This window comes from Methylotenera sp. N17 (genome assembly GCF_000799155.1).
In the GTDB taxonomy this organism is placed as follows: Bacteria; Pseudomonadota; Gammaproteobacteria; order Burkholderiales; family Methylophilaceae; genus Methylophilus.
Genome location: NZ_JUGE01000001.1, coordinates 2,340,322 through 2,357,370 on the forward strand (window position 1 = coordinate 2,340,322; position 17,049 = coordinate 2,357,370).

General features: G+C 47.2%; 15 protein-coding genes. 14 read left to right on the plus strand and 1 reads right to left on the minus strand.

The features are described 5' to 3' along the window. Positions 1-30: 30 nt before the first annotated feature. The 14 genes from mreC to FG11_RS11225 all read left to right on the plus strand — a co-directional run bounded on the left by mreC (position 31) and on the right by FG11_RS11225 (position 12,959). Entirely contained in the window at positions 31-1,011 is a 981-nt protein-coding gene (mreC, locus tag FG11_RS11160; protein WP_047535106.1) for a rod shape-determining protein MreC, read from the plus strand. Then, positions 998-1,471, plus strand: a complete 474-nt coding sequence (gene mreD / locus FG11_RS11165) for a rod shape-determining protein MreD (protein ID WP_020183168.1) — start codon at positions 998-1,000, stop codon at positions 1,469-1,471. Before mreC ends, mreD begins: the two co-directional genes overlap by 14 nt. 13 nt (positions 1,472-1,484) lie before the next feature. Then, positions 1,485-3,443, plus strand: coding sequence for a penicillin-binding protein 2 (gene mrdA / locus FG11_RS11170; protein WP_025225122.1), 1,959 nt, complete (start codon positions 1,485-1,487; stop codon positions 3,441-3,443). Beyond that, the gene (gene rodA, locus FG11_RS11175) at positions 3,436-4,533 is read left to right on the plus strand and encodes a rod shape-determining protein RodA (protein WP_025225123.1); all 1,098 of its coding nucleotides are present in this window, start codon (positions 3,436-3,438) and stop codon (positions 4,531-4,533) included. Before mrdA ends, rodA begins: the two co-directional genes overlap by 8 nt. A 70-nt stretch (positions 4,534-4,603) precedes the next feature. After that, complete coding sequence (locus tag FG11_RS11180) at positions 4,604-5,560, plus strand: septal ring lytic transglycosylase RlpA family protein (protein ID WP_047535117.1); 957 nt, start codon at positions 4,604-4,606, stop codon at positions 5,558-5,560. Positions 5,561-5,572: 12 nt separating this feature from the next. Next, positions 5,573-6,712: a D-alanyl-D-alanine carboxypeptidase family protein gene (locus FG11_RS11185; RefSeq protein WP_025225125.1), complete on the plus strand. Its 1,140-nt coding sequence runs from the start codon at positions 5,573-5,575 to the stop codon at positions 6,710-6,712. A 1-nt stretch (position 6,713) separates the two neighbouring features. After that, positions 6,714-6,995, plus strand: a complete 282-nt coding sequence (locus FG11_RS11190; protein WP_020183173.1) for an HP0495 family protein — start codon at positions 6,714-6,716, stop codon at positions 6,993-6,995. Between the two features lie 39 nt (positions 6,996-7,034). Beyond that, positions 7,035-7,652, plus strand: a complete 618-nt coding sequence (gene lipB, locus FG11_RS11195) for a lipoyl(octanoyl) transferase LipB (RefSeq protein ID WP_047535120.1) — start codon at positions 7,035-7,037, stop codon at positions 7,650-7,652. Further along, positions 7,637-8,605, plus strand: coding sequence for a lipoyl synthase (lipA, locus tag FG11_RS11200; RefSeq protein WP_047535122.1), 969 nt, complete (start codon positions 7,637-7,639; stop codon positions 8,603-8,605). The genes lipB and lipA overlap by 16 nt, the downstream gene beginning before the upstream one ends. 93 nt (positions 8,606-8,698) lie before the next feature. Then, positions 8,699-10,009, plus strand: coding sequence for a glutamate--cysteine ligase (gene gshA, locus FG11_RS11205; protein WP_047535124.1), 1,311 nt, complete (start codon positions 8,699-8,701; stop codon positions 10,007-10,009). 28 nt (positions 10,010-10,037) lie between these two features. Next, on the plus strand, positions 10,038-10,991 hold the full coding sequence (gene gshB, locus FG11_RS11210; RefSeq protein ID WP_047535127.1) for a glutathione synthase: 954 nt from the start codon (positions 10,038-10,040) through the stop codon (positions 10,989-10,991). A 39-nt stretch (positions 10,992-11,030) separates the two neighbouring features. Then, positions 11,031-12,071, plus strand: coding sequence for an FAD:protein FMN transferase (locus FG11_RS11215; protein WP_047535130.1), 1,041 nt, complete (start codon positions 11,031-11,033; stop codon positions 12,069-12,071). Then, positions 12,064-12,447 carry a NusG domain II-containing protein gene (locus tag FG11_RS11220; RefSeq protein ID WP_047535133.1) on the plus strand — a complete coding sequence of 128 codons (384 nt, stop codon included), beginning with the start codon at positions 12,064-12,066 and terminating at the stop codon, positions 12,445-12,447. Before FG11_RS11215 ends, FG11_RS11220 begins: the two co-directional genes overlap by 8 nt. After that, positions 12,447-12,959, plus strand: a complete 513-nt coding sequence (locus FG11_RS11225) for a Gx transporter family protein (protein WP_047535136.1) — start codon at positions 12,447-12,449, stop codon at positions 12,957-12,959. The genes FG11_RS11220 and FG11_RS11225 overlap by 1 nt, the downstream gene beginning before the upstream one ends. Before the next feature lie 48 nt (positions 12,960-13,007). Here the strand turns inward: FG11_RS11225 and FG11_RS11230 are convergent, their stop codons facing one another. Further along, the gene (locus tag FG11_RS11230) at positions 13,008-17,048 is read right to left on the minus strand and encodes a pilus assembly protein (RefSeq protein ID WP_052185031.1); all 4,041 of its coding nucleotides are present in this window, start codon (positions 17,046-17,048) and stop codon (positions 13,008-13,010) included. Between the last annotated feature and the right edge of the window lies 1 nt (position 17,049).

The following is a 17,049-nucleotide window of genomic DNA, read 5'->3' on the forward strand; positions in this document are numbered from 1 at the left end:
TTGTTGATCATTATTCATTCATAAATTGGCATGCTTAAGGGCGTACACCAGAAACTAGAGCCACAAGAATCCCCAGCGTTTTTTGTCCGTGGCCCCAGCCCGTTTTCACGCATCATGTTTTTCTGTGCGCTGTCGATTGTCTTGATGGCTGTGGATTCGCGTCTCGATTACCTTAGCCAGTTTCGTCAAACCTTTATTGCTGCCTTGCATCCGCTGGAAATGGTAGCCAACGCCCCCAGTGAGTGGGGGCTCAATATCCGCCAGTACTTTACCGCGCACAGCCGACTGCTGATTGAAAATCAAGCGCTCAAGCAGCAAGCGGTGGAACACAATGTCATGCTGCAGCGACTAGCCACGATTGAGCTTGAAAATGCGCACCTTAAAACGCTACTAAAAGGCAATGCGCCCATGATTCCCAAAGCCATTTTGGGTGAAATTCTGCACATGGGACGCGATCCATTTAGCAATGTTGTGGTGATTAACCGCGGCAGCCAGCACACGGTAGAAGCAGGTCAGGCCGTGGTAGATGCGCAAGGCGTGGTCGGGCAAGTCACCCGCGTGTTTCCGTTTAGCGCAGAAGTCACACTGATTACCGATAAAAATCTATCCATTCCCATTCAAGTAGAGCGCAATCAATTACGTGCGATTGCTTTTGGTGAGGGGAAAAGCAATACCATTGACTTGCCGTTTTTGCCCACGAGCGTAGACATTAAAGTGGGTGACAAGCTGGTGACTTCTGGAATTGATGGCGTGTATCCGGCCGGCTTGGCCGTGGCCAAAGTCACCGAGGTGCGCCAAAGCCCGGACTCTCCTTTTGCAAAAATCATTAGCACGCCGATTGCTGGCGTGAACAATCACTTACAGTTGCTGATTTTGAGCATGCCAACTCCGGCGGAACATATAGAGGCAGCTCCGGCAAGTGCTGGCGATGCAGCCGCGCCGCCGGCTACCGCAACTACTTCTATACCGCCAGCCAAACCCCGCAAAGAGAAGCCGCATGCGTCCCGCTAATCTCACCACCGTGTTACTGACGCTGATTGTGGCACTCACCTTCCAGCTCTACCCATGGTCTGGCCAAGGCGTGATTCTACGCCCAGACTTTTTGCTGGTGATTACGCTGTACTGGGTGGTGCGTGCACCCCATTTATGCAATGTGGGGGTTGCTTGGTTTGCAGGGTTAATTGTGGATTTATCTACCGGCAGCTTACTTGGGCAGCACGCACTCGCCTTTGCCTTTACCGCCTTCTTGGCACTGTTGTATCAACGTCGATTAGTGTTGTTTAACCGTTGGCAACTATCGGTCTACCTATTTGCGTTGCTGTTTGTTGAGCGTACGCTGGTGTTAATCCTTAAGCTATTTGCCGACAATGAAAATCCTGGGCTTTCCTATTTCTGGCCAGTTCTCACTAGCATCATCCTATGGCAGTTTATGGTATTGATGTTTGGTGCGCCTACCCGACCCAGACATTAGGCAATCTATTGGCATGGCATATAGCGCAGAACTTAAAAATCACCAAAATGAACAGCATAATTTCCGTGTTAGGTTATTGATTGCTGGCGCATTAGCATTGTTGGCGTTTTGCGCGCTGGGCTTACGTTTTTATTATCTACAAATCAACCGTTACGATTACTACCATACACTGGCAGAAAGTAATCGCATCTCGATCGTGCCGATTTCACCTAACCGCGGATTGATTCTGGACCGCAACGGCGTAGTGCTTGCACACAATTTTTTTGTATACACGCTGGAAATGACCCCCTCAAAAATCACCGACCTTGACACCACGATTGGTGACTTGGCACAACTGGTGGAAATCAGCCCAGTGGATCTGAAGCGTTTTAAGAAGCTCAAAGCGCAAAGTCACTCGTTCGAGAGCATCCCGATTCGTACCCATCTGAATGAAATTGAAGCAGCAAAATTTGCGGTTAACCGCTACCGCTTTCCTGGTGTAGAACTTAAGTCGCGCCTATATCGTCATTATCCGCAAGGCAAACTCGGTACACACGCCATTGGCTATATTAGCCGCATTAATGAGCGTGATTTGAAACAGCTTAAAGACAGCAATGTCATTTCTAATTACAAAGGTACCGACCACGTGGGCAAGGGCGGCGTGGAACAAGCCTATGAAAGCGAGTTGCACGGCATTACTGGGTTCCAGCAGGTGGAAATTGACGCCGATGGCAAAGCCGTGCGTGTACTTTCAAGTGCCGCACCTACTTCTGGCAATAACATTGTGTTATCTATCGATGCCAAGCTGCAAGCGATTGCAGAGAAAGCCTTTGGTGAGCGCAGAGGTGCTATGGTAGCCATTCAGCCAAACACCGGCGAAGTATTAGGCTTTGTCAGCATGCCAACATTTGACCCCAATTTATTTGTGGATGGCATTGATTACGAGAATTGGAACCTGCTCAATAACTCGCTAGACAAACCACTGATTAACCGCGCACTCAAAGGCATTTACCCACCCGGTTCCACCTTTAAACCCTTTGTGGCCTTGGCTGGCTTAGAGGCTGGCAAACGCGAGCCCCCCTTTAGCATTCAAGACAGCGGCTATTTCACTTTGCCCAACAGCCGACACCGCTATCGCGACTGGAAACCCAGCGGCCACGGCAGTGTGGATATGCGCAAAGCCATTACCATCTCGTGTGATACTTTTTTTTATGGTTTAGCCATGGAGTTGGGCATCGAACGCTTAGCAGAGTTTGTCAAACACTTTGGGTTCGGTCAAAAAACCGGTATCGACATTCACGGAGAAGTCTCCGGCTTAATGCCTACGCCGGAGTGGAAGAAAAAGCGTTTTAAACAGCCATGGTACATGGGCGAAACAGTGATTGTGGGCATTGGACAAGGCTATACTTTGGTGACCCCAATGCAACTCGCCTATGCAACTGCCACGTTGGCCAATCAAGGTACCGCCATCCGTCCACATATGGTCAATGCAGTTGTCAACGCAACCACCCATGTGATGACACCTATCCCACATACGGTGCTGGATAAAATAGAGTTGAAACCACAGAACCTAGACATTGTGAAAGCAGGCATGGTGGATGTCACTCTGCCCGGGGGAACGGCGGTGGTGGTAGGCGCCAATGCTGGCTATAACATTGCTGCAAAAACCGGCACGGCACAAGTGATTGGCATTAAGCAAAACGAAAAATACAACGAACATAGCATCAATGAGCGCCACCGTGACCACGCCTTGTTTATTGCCTACGCACCGGCCGAGGCACCTAAGATTGCCATCGCAGTGATTGTAGAGAATGGTGGGCATGGCGGTTCCGCTGCAGGCCCAATAGCGCGCAAGGTGATGGACTATTTTCTGCTGGGAAAAGAACCTATTGAGGAAGCGCCAGCCGTAGCCAAACAACCAAGCACTGCCACTACACGCCCAGATGGCGCAACCATGCCGGAAACGCTTTTGGAAGAAGAACAGTATGATTAGCAAATTTATCACCAGTTTCTTTAAGCACATTGATTCCGTATTGCTGGCCTGTATTTTATTTGCCATGCTGGTAGGTTTATTGGTGCTGTATAGCGCATCGGGCCAGCAATTTAGCAGAGTCAGCGCGCAGCTGATTAATATGTCCGTGGCATTAGCGGTGATGTGGGCCGTTGCGAATCTTCAGCCACAACACATAGAACGCATTGCCGTGCCCGCTTATGTGATTGGCGTCCTGCTATTGCTGGCGGTGGCCTTATTTGGTGATATCAGCCACGGCGCCAGACGCTGGCTAAACATCGGCATCACTAAGATCCAACCTTCTGAACTACTAAAACTCGCCGTTCCCATTATGTTGGCATGGTATTTCTCTAAACGGGAATCCAATCTGACCGTAGCAGACTTCTTAATCGCAGGCGCCATTCTTGCCTTACCGGTACTGTTTATTGTCAAACAGCCAGATTTAGGCACGGCCATGTTGGTGGCCGCCTCCGGATTTTATGTGATCTTTTTAGCAGGCCTAAGTTGGCGCTTTATACTCGGCGGTATCGCGCTTATTGGTGCGCTCAGCCCAGTATTCTGGTCTTTACTACACGATTATCAGCGCCGTAGAATTGAAATTCTCATTGATCCAACACAAGACCCGCTTGGCTCCGGCTATCATATTATTCAATCGACCATTGCCATTGGCTCTGGCGGCGTCACTGGCAAAGGCTGGTTAAATGGTACGCAAACGCAATTAGACTTTTTGCCGGAGCGCACGACTGACTTTATTTTTGCCGTGTTTGGTGAGGAGTTTGGCATGATAGGCAATGTGATGCTTCTAGCATTGTTTGCCATTATCATTGCACGTGGCTTCTACATTGCATCACAAGCCAAAAATACATTCTCACGACTACTGGCTGGGAGCATTGCGATGACCTTTTTTACTTACTGCTTTGTCAATATGGGCATGGTCAGCGGAATTTTACCAGTGGTAGGCGTACCATTACCGCTCATTAGTTACGGCGGAACCTCCATGCTCACACTCGGCCTAAGCTTTGGCTTGCTGATGAGTATACAAACGCATAAAAAACTGGTCGCGACCGGATAAACGTTAATGGCTAGACATTTTTAACAGCTAAGTATTTCTAATAGCTAGCGCATTTTGAACAGGCGGTACAATGAATCATTTTTTTTACATCGTAGTAGTCACACTCTTGCTTTCTGCTTGCGGCGGTCAACAGACGACACGACCAGCACCGCCCAGCCCACCTGCAGAACAGCCGGATAACTCAACTGGTCAGCCTCCCACCAAAGCACCTAGTACACCACCTGCAGAAGTCGATACCCCTGGGGGTTACTATATGGATGACGGCCCAGAGGCCAATCCGCCAAGCAACTTAGACGACATTCCGGACGCAACACCCAAAGAGGAACCGATTAATCCTGCGGCCATGCGCCCCTATCAAGCACTGGGCGAGACTTACGTGCCGATGAAGAGTTATGCACCGTTCAAGCAAGCCGGCATTGCCTCTTGGTATGGCAAACGCTTTCACGGGCGCAAAACATCCAATGGCGAGACGTACAATATGTACGCCATGACAGCGGCACATCCCACACTGCCTTTGCCTAGCTATGTCAAAGTCACCAACCCCAACAATGGCCGCACCGTCATCGTACGGGTGAACGATCGTGGGCCGTTTAAGCATAGCCGTATCATCGATTTATCCTATGCCGCTGCATATAAATTACGTATCTTGGATCGCGGTAGCGCGCATGTGGAAATTGAAGCCGTCAATGCTGCCAGCTATGCCGCGCAAAATAAAAACGCTACGCCTGTACCCAAACCGGTAGAAACAACTGCAAACCCAGCCAATAGTGGCAGCGAGACTGTGCAAAACATCACCACTCCGTTCTTTGTACAGGTAGGTGCGTTTAAGCTAGAGGCCAATGCCAATGCGCTTAGGCAAAAAATCCAAAACCTAGGCATCGCCAGCAGCAAGGACATTAACCACGTGTATAATAGTCAACTATACCGCTTAAAATTAGGCCCTTACCCGTCAAGAAGTAAAGCCAGCCAAATTGCGGCGGACATCAAGCAACGACTCAATATCAACAGTATTATTCACACACAATAACGATCCAACCATATGATGCGCACACTGACCCAAACTTTACTTTTTACATTCGGCTGTTTGATCGCCGCCAGCAGTCATGCGGAAGTCACACCGCCACCAAACTTGGCTGTGAATGCCTACATTCTCAAGGACTTTAACAGTGGCAGTATCGTCGCTGGCTATAAAGAAAATGAGCGTGTTGAACCCGCATCGCTGACTAAAATCATGACGGCTTATCTTGCGTTTGAGGCGATTCAGAATAGATACTTAAAATTAGACCAAACCCTGCCTGTGAGTGAAAAAGCATGGAAAGTCGAAGGCTCCAAGATGTTCATTGAGCCTAACAAACCTGTGGCGGTTGATGAATTACTACATGGCCTGATTATTCAGTCTGGCAATGATGCGTCAATTACGTTGGCAGAAGGCATTGCCGGCTCTGAAGAGCAGTTTGCCGACCTGATGAATAAAAAGGCCGCAAAATTAGGCATGAAAAATACGCATTACATGAATGCAACCGGTCTGCCAGACGCGCAACACTACACCACTGCGTATGATTTATCCTTGTTGGCCAGTGCGCTGATTCGCGATTTTCCTTTGGACTACAAACGCTTGTATTCGATGAAAGAATATACTTATAACAAAATCACGCAGCCTAACCGTAACCGCTTATTGTGGCTAGATGCCAACGTGGATGGCATGAAAACTGGTCATACCGAATCCGCTGGGTATTGCCTAATCGCCTCATCTAAGCGCAGCGATTCGCGTTTAATTTCTGTGGTGTTGGGGGCAGTGTCCGAAGCATCGCGTGCGATTGAAAGCCAAAAATTACTCAATTATGGATTTCAGTTTTTTGAAAGCACGCTCGTTTACAGACAAGGTCAGCCGATTAATGCCTTGCGCGTATGGAAAGGCAATGAAAAGTTAGTGAATGCGACTGTTGCACAAGATGTCTACTTCTCATTACCCAAAGGTGACTATGCCCGCGTAAAAGCCAGCATGACCAGTCAACAACCATTGATTGCACCGGTCAAAGCCAACCAAGTGGTCGGTAAAATCACATTCACATTAGATGGCAAGAAACTGACTGAACGCGCACTGATTGCGTCAAAAGCAGTAGAGAGCGGCGGTTTCTTTAGCCGTATATTGGACAGCATCAAACTGATGTGGCAATAATATGGCCGATATTGACCCATCCCAGCAAGAAACACTGATTGAGTTTCCGTGTGACTTTCCCATCAAAGTGATGGGAGAAACGCACCCGGATTTTACTACGGCTATTACAGAAGCTATTCAGCAACATATTCCCGATTTTGGCGCACATTTAATTGAGATGCGTGGCAGCGTGGGCGGCAAGTACATTAGCCTCACTTGCTTGGTCTATGTCACCTCCAAGCCACAGCTGGATGATATTTATCGCACACTGACTGCTCACCCCATGGTGAAAGTGGTGCTCTAACCACATTGGGCTAGATGTTTTCACATTCCGCCACGATCCATGGATATCCAAGTTAAACGTTTAGCACTGACCAATTACCAAACCACATTGCAGGCCATGCAAGCGTTTACTGCAGCCAGAGACGCACACACTACTGATGAATTATGGCTGACTGAGCACCCACCTGTGTATACATTGGGGCTCAATCGTAAGGGCGTACGCCTACCACAGAACGATATCCCTGTCGTCATGGTGGATCGCGGCGGTAAAATCACTTACCATGGGCCGGGGCAACTCATTGTCTACTGTTTAATTGATTTAGCACGCCGCGGCTTGAATGTGCGACAACTTGTCACCATCTTAGAAACGAGCTTAATAGAAGTACTGGCATTGTATGACGTGTCATCCGTAGCTAAACCAGATGCTCCGGGTGTTTATGTCGATACAAAGAAAATCGCTTCACTAGGGTTACGCTTGAAAAATCAATGCTGTTATCATGGCTTGAGCTTAAATATCGACATGGATTTAGCGCCGTTTGAGGCTATCGACCCATGCGGGTATGCCGGATTAAGCACGACGCAAACCAAAGCGCTTGGCATTCAAGCCACACTGACAGAAATAGGAGAGGCTTTACTCTCCATATTAGAAAAGAAATTAAACGCATGGCCGACCCGATAAATCCAGTGACGCCGCCTGCTAGAAAAATTGCAGGGGTAAAGGAAGTAGATGCCGCTAAAACGGCGCGCATTCCTATTAAAATCGTGCCACAACCCATGTTGCGCAAACCTGAATGGATTCGCATGAAAGTGCCAGATTCGGCGCGTTTTCAAGAAATCAAACGTGTGCTGCGTGAGAACAATTTACATACGGTGTGTGAAGAAGCCAGCTGCCCCAATATCGGCGAGTGCTTTAGTGGTGGCACTGCTACCTTTATGATTTTAGGCGACATTTGCACACGCAGATGCCCGTTCTGTGATGTTGCCCACGGCAAACCATTGCCACCCGATGTGAATGAGCCGGAAAACCTTGCCCGTACCATCGCGCAAATGGGCTTAAAGTATGTGGTCATTACTTCGGTAGACCGTGATGACTTAAAAGATGGCGGCGCACAGCACTTTGTGGATTGCATTCACGCCGTTCGCCAGCAATCCCCGCATATTAAAATTGAAATTTTAGTGCCAGATTTTCGTGGCCGTTTAGATGTTGCGCTAGAAATACTGCGCAAAGCCCCGCCAGATGTCATGAACCACAATCTGGAAACCGTGCCACGTTTATACAAGCAAGCGCGTCCTGGCTCAGACTATCAAAACTCACTGAACCTGCTTAAAGCCTTTAGCGAGATGTATCCGCATATCCCCACCAAATCCGGCCTGATGCTTGGCTTGGGCGAAACCGACGATGAGATATTAGCGGTGATGCGTGATTTAAGAGCACACCAAGTGAGCATGCTCACATTAGGCCAATATTTGCAGCCTAGCGTGCACCACTTGCCGGTAATGCGCTATGTAGAACCTGCCATATTTGACCACTTAAAATCACAAGCAGACGCTATGGGCTTTGATAACGCAGCGAGCGGCCCGATGGTCCGCAGTAGCTATCATGCCGACTTGCAGGCACACTCAGTGGTCTAAACACAACAAAAGGAGTACGCTAAGCACGCTTGAATTATCGACGTGCAGTCTCCATCCATCATCAATAGATCAATTTTTTGGATTATCAACATTATGGTGCCTCACTTAACTACTGCATTAAACGGTCAATTACTGGATTTAGAAAAACGTATGCTGGCGGCCATGCCGCAAATCGAGCATTGGTTTCGTAGCCAATGGCAAGAGTACGCCTCACCGTTTTATGCCAGCGTCGATTTAAGAAATGCCGGATTCAAGCTCGCCCCAGTTGATACCAATCTATTTCCCGGTGGATTTAATAACCTGAATCCGGAATTCTTGAGTTTAAGTGTGCAGGCAGCACAGGTCGCCGTAGAAAAAATCTGTCCGGAGGCTAGGCGTTTATTGATTATTCCGGAAAATCACACGCGCAATACCTTTTATTTACGCAACGTGTATGAGCTAAGCAATATCATGCATGCCGCAGGTTTAGACGTCAGAATTGGCAGCATCTCGCCTGAGATTACGGCTATCACACGGCTCGAAACGCATGATGGCCATAGCATCGTGCTAGAACCTGTGGTGCGCGAGAAAAACCGTATCATGCTCAAACAAAGTACGCTGGATGGCGTGACTTATGAAGCATTTGATAGTTGTGCCGTGCTCTTGAATAACGATTTGTCCGGTGGTATTCCGCCAATTTTAGAGCACCTAGAACAAAACCTAATCCCACCATTGCATGCCGGCTGGTCTACGCGTCGTAAATCACAACATTTTGCAGCCTATAACCGTGTCGTGGATGAGTTCTCAACATTGCTAGACATAGACCCTTGGATATTAAACCCATATTTTGACACCTGCGGCGAAGTAGACTTTCATGCCCGCACCGGCGAAGAGTGTCTGGCGCAAAAAGTGGAAGAGTTACTGAATAAAATCAAACTGAAATATGCCGAATATGGCATTACCCAAGAGCCTTTTGTCATTGTGAAAGCCGATGCCGGCACCTATGGCATGGGCATCATGACAGTCAAATCACCAGATGACGTCCGTGATTTGAACCGCAAAACCCGCAATAAGATGTCAGTAGTCAAAGAAGGCCTGCAAGTGTCCGAAGTGATTATCCAAGAAGGTGTATATACCTTTGAGAGCATTAACGATGCAGTGGCCGAGCCCGTGGTGTATATGATGGATCACTTTGTGATTGGTGGCTTTTACCGCGTACATACCGGACGTGCTGTCGATGAAAACCTTAATGCACCAGGCATGCATTTTGTGCCACTGGCCTTTGAGAAATCCTGTTCATTGCCAGATTGTGCAGGTAAGCCGGACGCACCGCCAAATCGCTTCTATGCATACGGCGTGGTAGCACGCTTGGCCTTACTGGCAGCAGCCATTGAACTGGAAGAACAAGATCCATTGAATCAATAATCAGCGACATCTTTATGCAAGGCGCACAATGAAATTACTATTCATTATTGACCCGATTCAACAGCTTAAATCTTATAAAGATACCAGCATTGCCATGATGCGTGCCGCTGCGGCACGTGGTCATGCACTATTTGTTTGTGAGCAGCATGATCTTTATTTACAGCAAGCCACTGTGCATATTCGTGCCACCGCGTTGACGCTGCAAACAGGTGAATCATGGTATCAACTGGGTGCCAGTGAAGACTACCTGCCGAGTGCCTTTGATGCGGTGCTGATGCGCAAAGACCCGCCTTTTGATAACGAATATTTGTATAGCACTTATTTATTAGAGCTCGCATCGCAACAGGGCGCACGCGTGCTGAACAATCCAACTGCGATCCGCAGCTGGAATGAAAAACTCTCTGTGGCCAAATTTCCGCAATTTGCACCCGAGTTTTTGGTGACCAACAGCAATGCACGCATCCGTGATTTTTTAGCGCACCATCACGACATCGTCGTCAAACCATTAGATGGCATGGGCGGCAGTGGTATTTTTCGCCTGACTGAGCAAGACCCGAATATCGGTGCGATTCTAGAAACCGTGACCGAGTATGAACAGCGCACCATCATGGCACAGCGTTATTTGCCTGCCATCAAGCAAGGCGATAAACGTATTTTGGTCATCCATGGTGCACCAGCCCCGTATGCATTGGCGCGCATCCCTAAGCCAGGAGAAACGCGTGGCAACCTCGCCGCTGGCGGCAAAGGCGTGGCCCAGCCACTCACCGAGCGCGATTGGGAAATCGCACGTACTGTGGGCCAATCGCTGAAGGCAGAAGGCTTGTTTTTGGTAGGCTTGGATGTGATTGGCGAGCACTTGACCGAAATCAATGTCACCAGCCCAACCGGCATGGTGGAAATTGCCGCACAAACTGACTGCAACCCAGCACAGCTTTGGATAGAAGCACTAGAAAGCATAGTTGCACTAGAGAAGATACCGTAGCGCTGGAAGGATTGCGTTAGTCCAGTTATCATAGCGCGCATGCGCTATTTATTTTTGTTACTCATCAGCTTTACCCAACTCAGCTGCAGCATTCAATTAGACCCGCTATATCACAGCCAAAGCTACGTCTTTGGCACCTTGGTCGACATCTCCATTTATGGCGAAAAAGAACCTGAAGCGCAATTCATTGCCAGTGAAATTACGCGCCAATTTCAAGCCATACACAATCGCCTACACGCATGGAAACCCAGCGAGCTCAATGGCATCAACAAGACCTTTGCAGAAGGCAAACCCAAACTGATTGAACAAGACATGGCAGACATGATTGCAGACGCCTCACAACGCTCGCTACAATCGGAAGGGCTATTCAATCCAGCGATTGGCAACATCATTCATTACTGGGGATTCCAGAGTGATGACTTTCCTGCACGTACACCCGATGAAGCTGAGCTGTCCGCATTGCTTGCACAACACGCAAGCATGTCGGATATTGTGTTGAATCAACATCAAATATCGAGCAAAAATCCCCATGTAAAATTAGATTTAGGCGGCTATGCCAAGGGCTATGCGCTGGATGTCGGCTTGAAAATTCTTCAAGAATTTCATGTGCAAAATGCACTGATTAATATCGGTGGCAACGTGATTGCAGTCGGCCAACATGGTGATCGGCCATGGACTGTGGGCATTCAACACCCCAGAAAACCGGATGCTATTGCCACCGTTGCCCTTGGTAGTGGCTGGGCCATTGGTACGTCTGGTGATTATCAACGCTTCTTTATGTTGGATGGCAAACGTTACTGTCATATCATTGATCCACGTACCGGTTATCCGGCACAGGGCACGCAATCGGTCACAGTACTCATTCCCCCAAGTAAAGATGCTGGCGTACGCTCGGATGTCAGCTCCAAACCTATTTTCATCAGTGAGCCCGCTCGCAAAGCTGAATTTGCCAAAAAAATGGAGGTATCTCACGTGCTGATCATTCAAGAAAACGGTGAAATACTCGCTAGCCCAGCCATGCAAAAGCAATTGAATTGGCTAGATAAAGAGGCGCAAACGCGTGTTCGGGCGCTTGAGTAATTTCAAGCACTTCCCTAAACCATTATGGGGAGATTGGCTGGTAATTGGCTTCAGTTTGGGCTTGGTCATACTGAGTTTTTTTACACTGTGGTCACAGCAACCCGCCACCACATTACGCATACGTACAGGCAGCACTGTGTTTGGTGAGTTCAGTCTGATGCAAACAAAATCATTGAAGATACCCGGGAAAATTGGCGTTTCCGCCATTGATATTCAGCAAGGTAAAGTACGATTTAAGCAATCCCCGTGTAATAGTCAGTACTGTGTACACCAAGGCTGGCTGCAGCATGCAGGGCAGGTGGCCATTTGCATTCCCAATCAAGTGAGCATAGAGTTAATTGGCGCAGTGCCAACCATGGACACGCTTAACTACTAATGGCTATCATCCACTTTCAGGCTTCTGAGGAAGACCACCGCACTGCAAAACTCACCGCTTTTGCCATTGGTTTGCATTTAATAGAGTCTGCATTTCCATCGCCCATCCCCGGCGTTAAACCTGGGTTAGCCAATATTGTGATTTTGTATGTACTCGCACGCTACGGTATTAAAACTGCAGCGTGGGTAAGCCTACTACGCGTATTCGCAAGCAGCTTATTGCTCGGGCAGTTTTTATCCCCCACGTTTTTGCTGAGTTTGAGCGGCGCAATCATGAGCCTATTGGCACTAATGCTGGCCAACCGATTACCCAAACAGCACTTTAGCGTCATCAGCCTGAGTATATTGGCGGCATTTGCACATATTGGTGGACAACTGATTGTAGTAAGACTGCTGCTGATTCCGCATGCCAGCGTGTCGTATCTAATCCCTATCTTTGGATTGGCTGCGTTGTTTTTTGGGGTGATTAATGGATGGATTACGGCAAAACTACTACTGGCTGAACAGCAATAAAAAAACGCCTTGTTGCCAAGGCGCTTTTAAGTACTATATCTACGTTTCTTACTTTACGAGCTCTCGCCAAATAGAACGTCTGCCATAAGTACCATCATCAAATAGCTCAAATATAGTATCTCTAGATGCACTGGAATTGGCCGCTACATCTTTGTTTTTTAGATGATGTGGTGTTGGATCATTACTTTCCACCACTGACACCACCGGCTTTCCATTCTTGTCATACAGAATATTAAAGCCTACCGCTGGCGTGTTCAGTTTTTCAGACACAATACCACCTGCCAAGCCTGGAGAGCCACCTGTTTTATAGTTAAAGTAGTTAAACCAGCCATAGCCGCCGCCTAGACAACTCGTACTGTTAGGCACCGTTGTTGGCATCAACAACACACCATTTAACAAGAGCGGATCTACATTGACACGCTCGCCAGCAGGGAAATCCACCAACCAGCCATAACCCGTTCCAAAATCAACGCTATTGGAACTTGCCGTACGGAAATCTCCTGTCGAACTCAGTGTTTGTGTAACCAACCCACCGCTTCTTAAGCTAGTAATTTCAGCTGAAATATTGTCGTCTTTAATTGCATATACGGTTTGTACTTGCGTGCTAGTCAAATCAGTCTCTTCAAGATACTTACCCGTTCCTACAAATAGCACACGTTTTTTATTAATCAATCCAAGTTCTGGCATCGTAGTAATCGACTGAGGAACGCCGCCACCATCTCTCAATGTCGCAATTTTTACTGCCACACCATCATCTAAATTAAAACGCCATAAACCACCTTCTAAGTCCCCACCATACACATACTTTGCAAAGTTATTTCTAAAAGTATCGTCTACATATGCCGTTATTTTTGCTAGGCCACTAGGGGATGATGAAGTACCAGCGCCAGTACCGATCTTTTTAATGAGTACACCATTATAGGCATTCAACGTATACAAATAGCCTTGTCCATTGCCTGTTGGACTATTGCTAGTGACCCCATCACTATCCAAGGTACCATTGTTATAACCGGATGTGAGTAGCACCACCCATTTACCAGCGTTGACGCCTGAACTGAGTTTTGTTACTACTGGCTCACCAAAACTATAGCCAACACTACTATCTTGATCGGCAGTAAACTCCCATAATAAAACTGGGCTAGTCGGGCTGGTCACATCTAACGCATAATAGCCACGTCCACCGCCGTTTAATCCACCAATCAAAATAGTTTTCCATATCGCACTTGCCGTATCACAACCCGATATGCAGATATCTGCTAAAGCGGGGTTGCCATTCACATAATTGGCATGTTTGATTGCATAATCTCTATCTGCAAGCTTTGGCAGATTTTTAATGACAGGGGTTGGAATATACGCCCACATCTCTATGCCAGTATCTGCATTAAATGCGTGCAACATACCATCATTGGCACCCACAAATACCGTACCTTGCCGACTGGCAGTAGCATCCTTAAACGCGGTATAGCCAGGATCCACATAAAGCGAAGTAGATTTCTTCAAGTAGGCCGGTTTAGATTGAGTAATATCACCCAACACCGCTTCACGTGGACGAAACAATTTTTTTTCTGGATCAGGATTTGATGTGCGATTATCGTACTGTGTTTGACCACGTAAATAACTGACCAAATTAGCCACTTTATTTGCATTACTTTGTTGTGTTGCGCTGTAGTCAGAGTACTGACTTAAAGCATTATAGCCATTTACAAAAGCAGTCTGAGCACTAGAGCTCAAAGCGCCCGCTGTAAAATTAGTTAAAGTGCCGCCGCTATTCACATAAATTTTTCGTGAATCGCTCGTTTGTGAGACTAATGAAGACATGGTGCCAGTGCAAATGGTTGGCACCTCCACATAGCACGCATTGGATGTTCCGCCAATACCAAGCTGTCCACCCAAGTCACCACATGTATCTGTATCCGATGATGGCGTCTCGCAATAGAATGTTTGCGTACTACCTGATGTGACTGCTTTTAAAACAGCTGGTGATGTGCACGTTCCGCTGGCCACGTTCTCTGCACACCAAGTCGCTTTTTGACTGGTTTTAAGCGTGTCCACATCAACCGTTCTAGCCTCTAAGTTACCCGTCCACTTTACAGTGCTATAGCTCGCGACATATTGAAAGTTATCGCCAGCAGTTGGTGCCAAGCTACTGGCAGCAGCAGCAGAACCAGCACCATACACGCTCTTAATTTCAGACAAACCTTTAATTAGTGAGTCTCTCAACAACTTAGGATTTTTTGCACTGTAATAGGTACCACCTGCATTCACTGCTGCATGCCACAGGTCATCAATGCGGGTACCATTTTCTGTTGGCATTGGGTTAGACCAATTGGCAGAACCGCTCTTGATATCAGCATAATTGCCGGATGTTTGCTCTTTGTAATCATCTGAATACAATAACGTACCATCAATTCCCAAGCCCAAGGTTAAGGTCACCATATTTTGTTTGGGATGGTCATTTTCACTACCACAGACATCACTACCTACCGTACCGTTGCTGCAATTGTCAAAATCCGCTTTGTTACGAATATCCGTATCGTAATAATACTTAGCAACATCAGCCAAACTACCAGAGGTAGCTGTAGGGCCTTCGTACAGAGGTCTTGGAGAGGTCTTATCTAAGTTACCAACAGCATTGCCTTTAATATCTTTGACATCCGTTGCGGCATCCGTATTCCAATACCCATCAGTAGTCAGTAGCGTAAAGTTTTGTTGACATGAATACTCTACAGGGTCCGCATTGCCTACAGGCTTTTTACCCGCATAAATCCTACCCACAATCGATAATGCTGACCTTAATGGCGTACCGCCACTTGGCGTAGTCGCATATAACTTTTTATACCAATTGCTTTTTTGCCCTGCGCTACCAGATTCAAATTTGGCAATAGGTAAATAGTTATTCGATTGATTTGAAATGGTGATGAACCCAACGCGGTAACGATTATCAATCCCTTTAAAAGCAATGGTTGCAGCCGTTTTCATCGCTTGCATACGGATACGATAATAGGTATACCAGTTAGCGTAGTTAGTCATTTCTTGCTCATACGTACAAGTGCTTGAGCAGTCAGTACGGTCAGTTGCTTTTGTCGTTTGACCGGGCAACGGATAACTATTATTGGTAGAGACAATGTCTACATATGCCATTTTGCCTGGCGTACGTGTTGCAAAAGCTGCAACTGTTGCAGTCATTGAGCCTGATTTTGTCACAGTTGCTGATATTGGTACATCGACATCCCCCCATGCAGACACAATCGTGACTATCGAACCAGAGCGAGAAGCACTGTAGCCAATCGTACTACAGTTACCTGTCACGGCCTTAGTACAAGCATTGATTGCATTGGCCACATTGGTAGCTACAGTACCGCTGTTAGTACTGGCAGATGTAGTCGCTGATAATATTTCCTTACCACTCACTTTAATGCTTGAAATGCTAGTACTGTTGGAACCACTGAACGTAATTGTAGCTGTTGCACTTGGGGCGCGTAAATTAGTATAAGTGCCTTCGCGAATAGAGCGGCACACATCAGCAGTTGCTGGCTGTGCAAAAGTAATTGCTGCTGTACTATTATTACACCAACGGATAGGCGCAGCATATTTATAGGTTGCTGTGGCCGTAGCACTGGCAATACAAGTGGTGAGTGCCGGTGTCGTACAGTATTCACCCGGTATATAAGCATAATAATCTGCATTGCCTACTAAACTGACTGTGCCGCCCTTAGCCGCACCTGTTTCTGTCACATCATTTTTTACTGCTGTCCAAGGAGAGGCTTGGTTGCCCATCGATACGCCATCATATTTAACAGCTGCCGTATAGGTAATTGAAGGATTATAAAATTGCGTATTGTAAGCACCATTGTTAAACAACCATACTGGTGGTGAATTATCATCAACCCAGTCAGGTGTATAGTTATAGCCCATACTGCCAGAGTTATCGAGCACAAACATGATGTTAGGTAACACATCAGATGTCCCTGAATTCACCAAAGGCTTCTCAGCAATTTTTACGTTGCCCGCATAAACATTGGCAGACAGCACAATGCCGACAGCAATGCACAAAGGAATCAATATATGCTGTTTGAAGGAAAAACTCATG

Excerpts from the sequence above, each read along its gene's own strand:
- mreC (WP_047535106.1), top strand. The coding sequence starts at position 31 with ATGCTTAAGGGCGTACACCAGAAACTAGAGCCACAAGAATCCCCAGCG.
- mreD (WP_020183168.1), top strand. The coding sequence starts at position 998 with ATGCGTCCCGCTAATCTCACCACCGTGTTACTGACGCTGATTGTGGCA.
- mrdA (WP_025225122.1), top strand. The coding sequence starts at position 1,485 with ATGGCATATAGCGCAGAACTTAAAAATCACCAAAATGAACAGCATAAT.
- rodA (WP_025225123.1), top strand. The coding sequence starts at position 3,436 with ATGATTAGCAAATTTATCACCAGTTTCTTTAAGCACATTGATTCCGTA.
- FG11_RS11180 (WP_047535117.1), top strand. The coding sequence starts at position 4,604 with ATGAATCATTTTTTTTACATCGTAGTAGTCACACTCTTGCTTTCTGCT.
- FG11_RS11185 (WP_025225125.1), top strand. The coding sequence starts at position 5,573 with ATGATGCGCACACTGACCCAAACTTTACTTTTTACATTCGGCTGTTTG.
- FG11_RS11190 (WP_020183173.1), top strand. The coding sequence starts at position 6,714 with ATGGCCGATATTGACCCATCCCAGCAAGAAACACTGATTGAGTTTCCG.
- lipB (WP_047535120.1), top strand. The coding sequence starts at position 7,035 with ATGGATATCCAAGTTAAACGTTTAGCACTGACCAATTACCAAACCACA.
- lipA (WP_047535122.1), top strand. The coding sequence starts at position 7,637 with ATGGCCGACCCGATAAATCCAGTGACGCCGCCTGCTAGAAAAATTGCA.
- gshA (WP_047535124.1), top strand. The coding sequence starts at position 8,699 with ATGGTGCCTCACTTAACTACTGCATTAAACGGTCAATTACTGGATTTA.
- gshB (WP_047535127.1), top strand. The coding sequence starts at position 10,038 with ATGAAATTACTATTCATTATTGACCCGATTCAACAGCTTAAATCTTAT.
- FG11_RS11215 (WP_047535130.1), top strand. The coding sequence starts at position 11,031 with ATGCGCTATTTATTTTTGTTACTCATCAGCTTTACCCAACTCAGCTGC.
- FG11_RS11225 (WP_047535136.1), top strand. The coding sequence starts at position 12,447 with ATGGCTATCATCCACTTTCAGGCTTCTGAGGAAGACCACCGCACTGCA.
- FG11_RS11230 (WP_052185031.1), bottom strand. The coding sequence starts at position 17,048 with ATGAGTTTTTCCTTCAAACAGCATATATTGATTCCTTTGTGCATTGCT.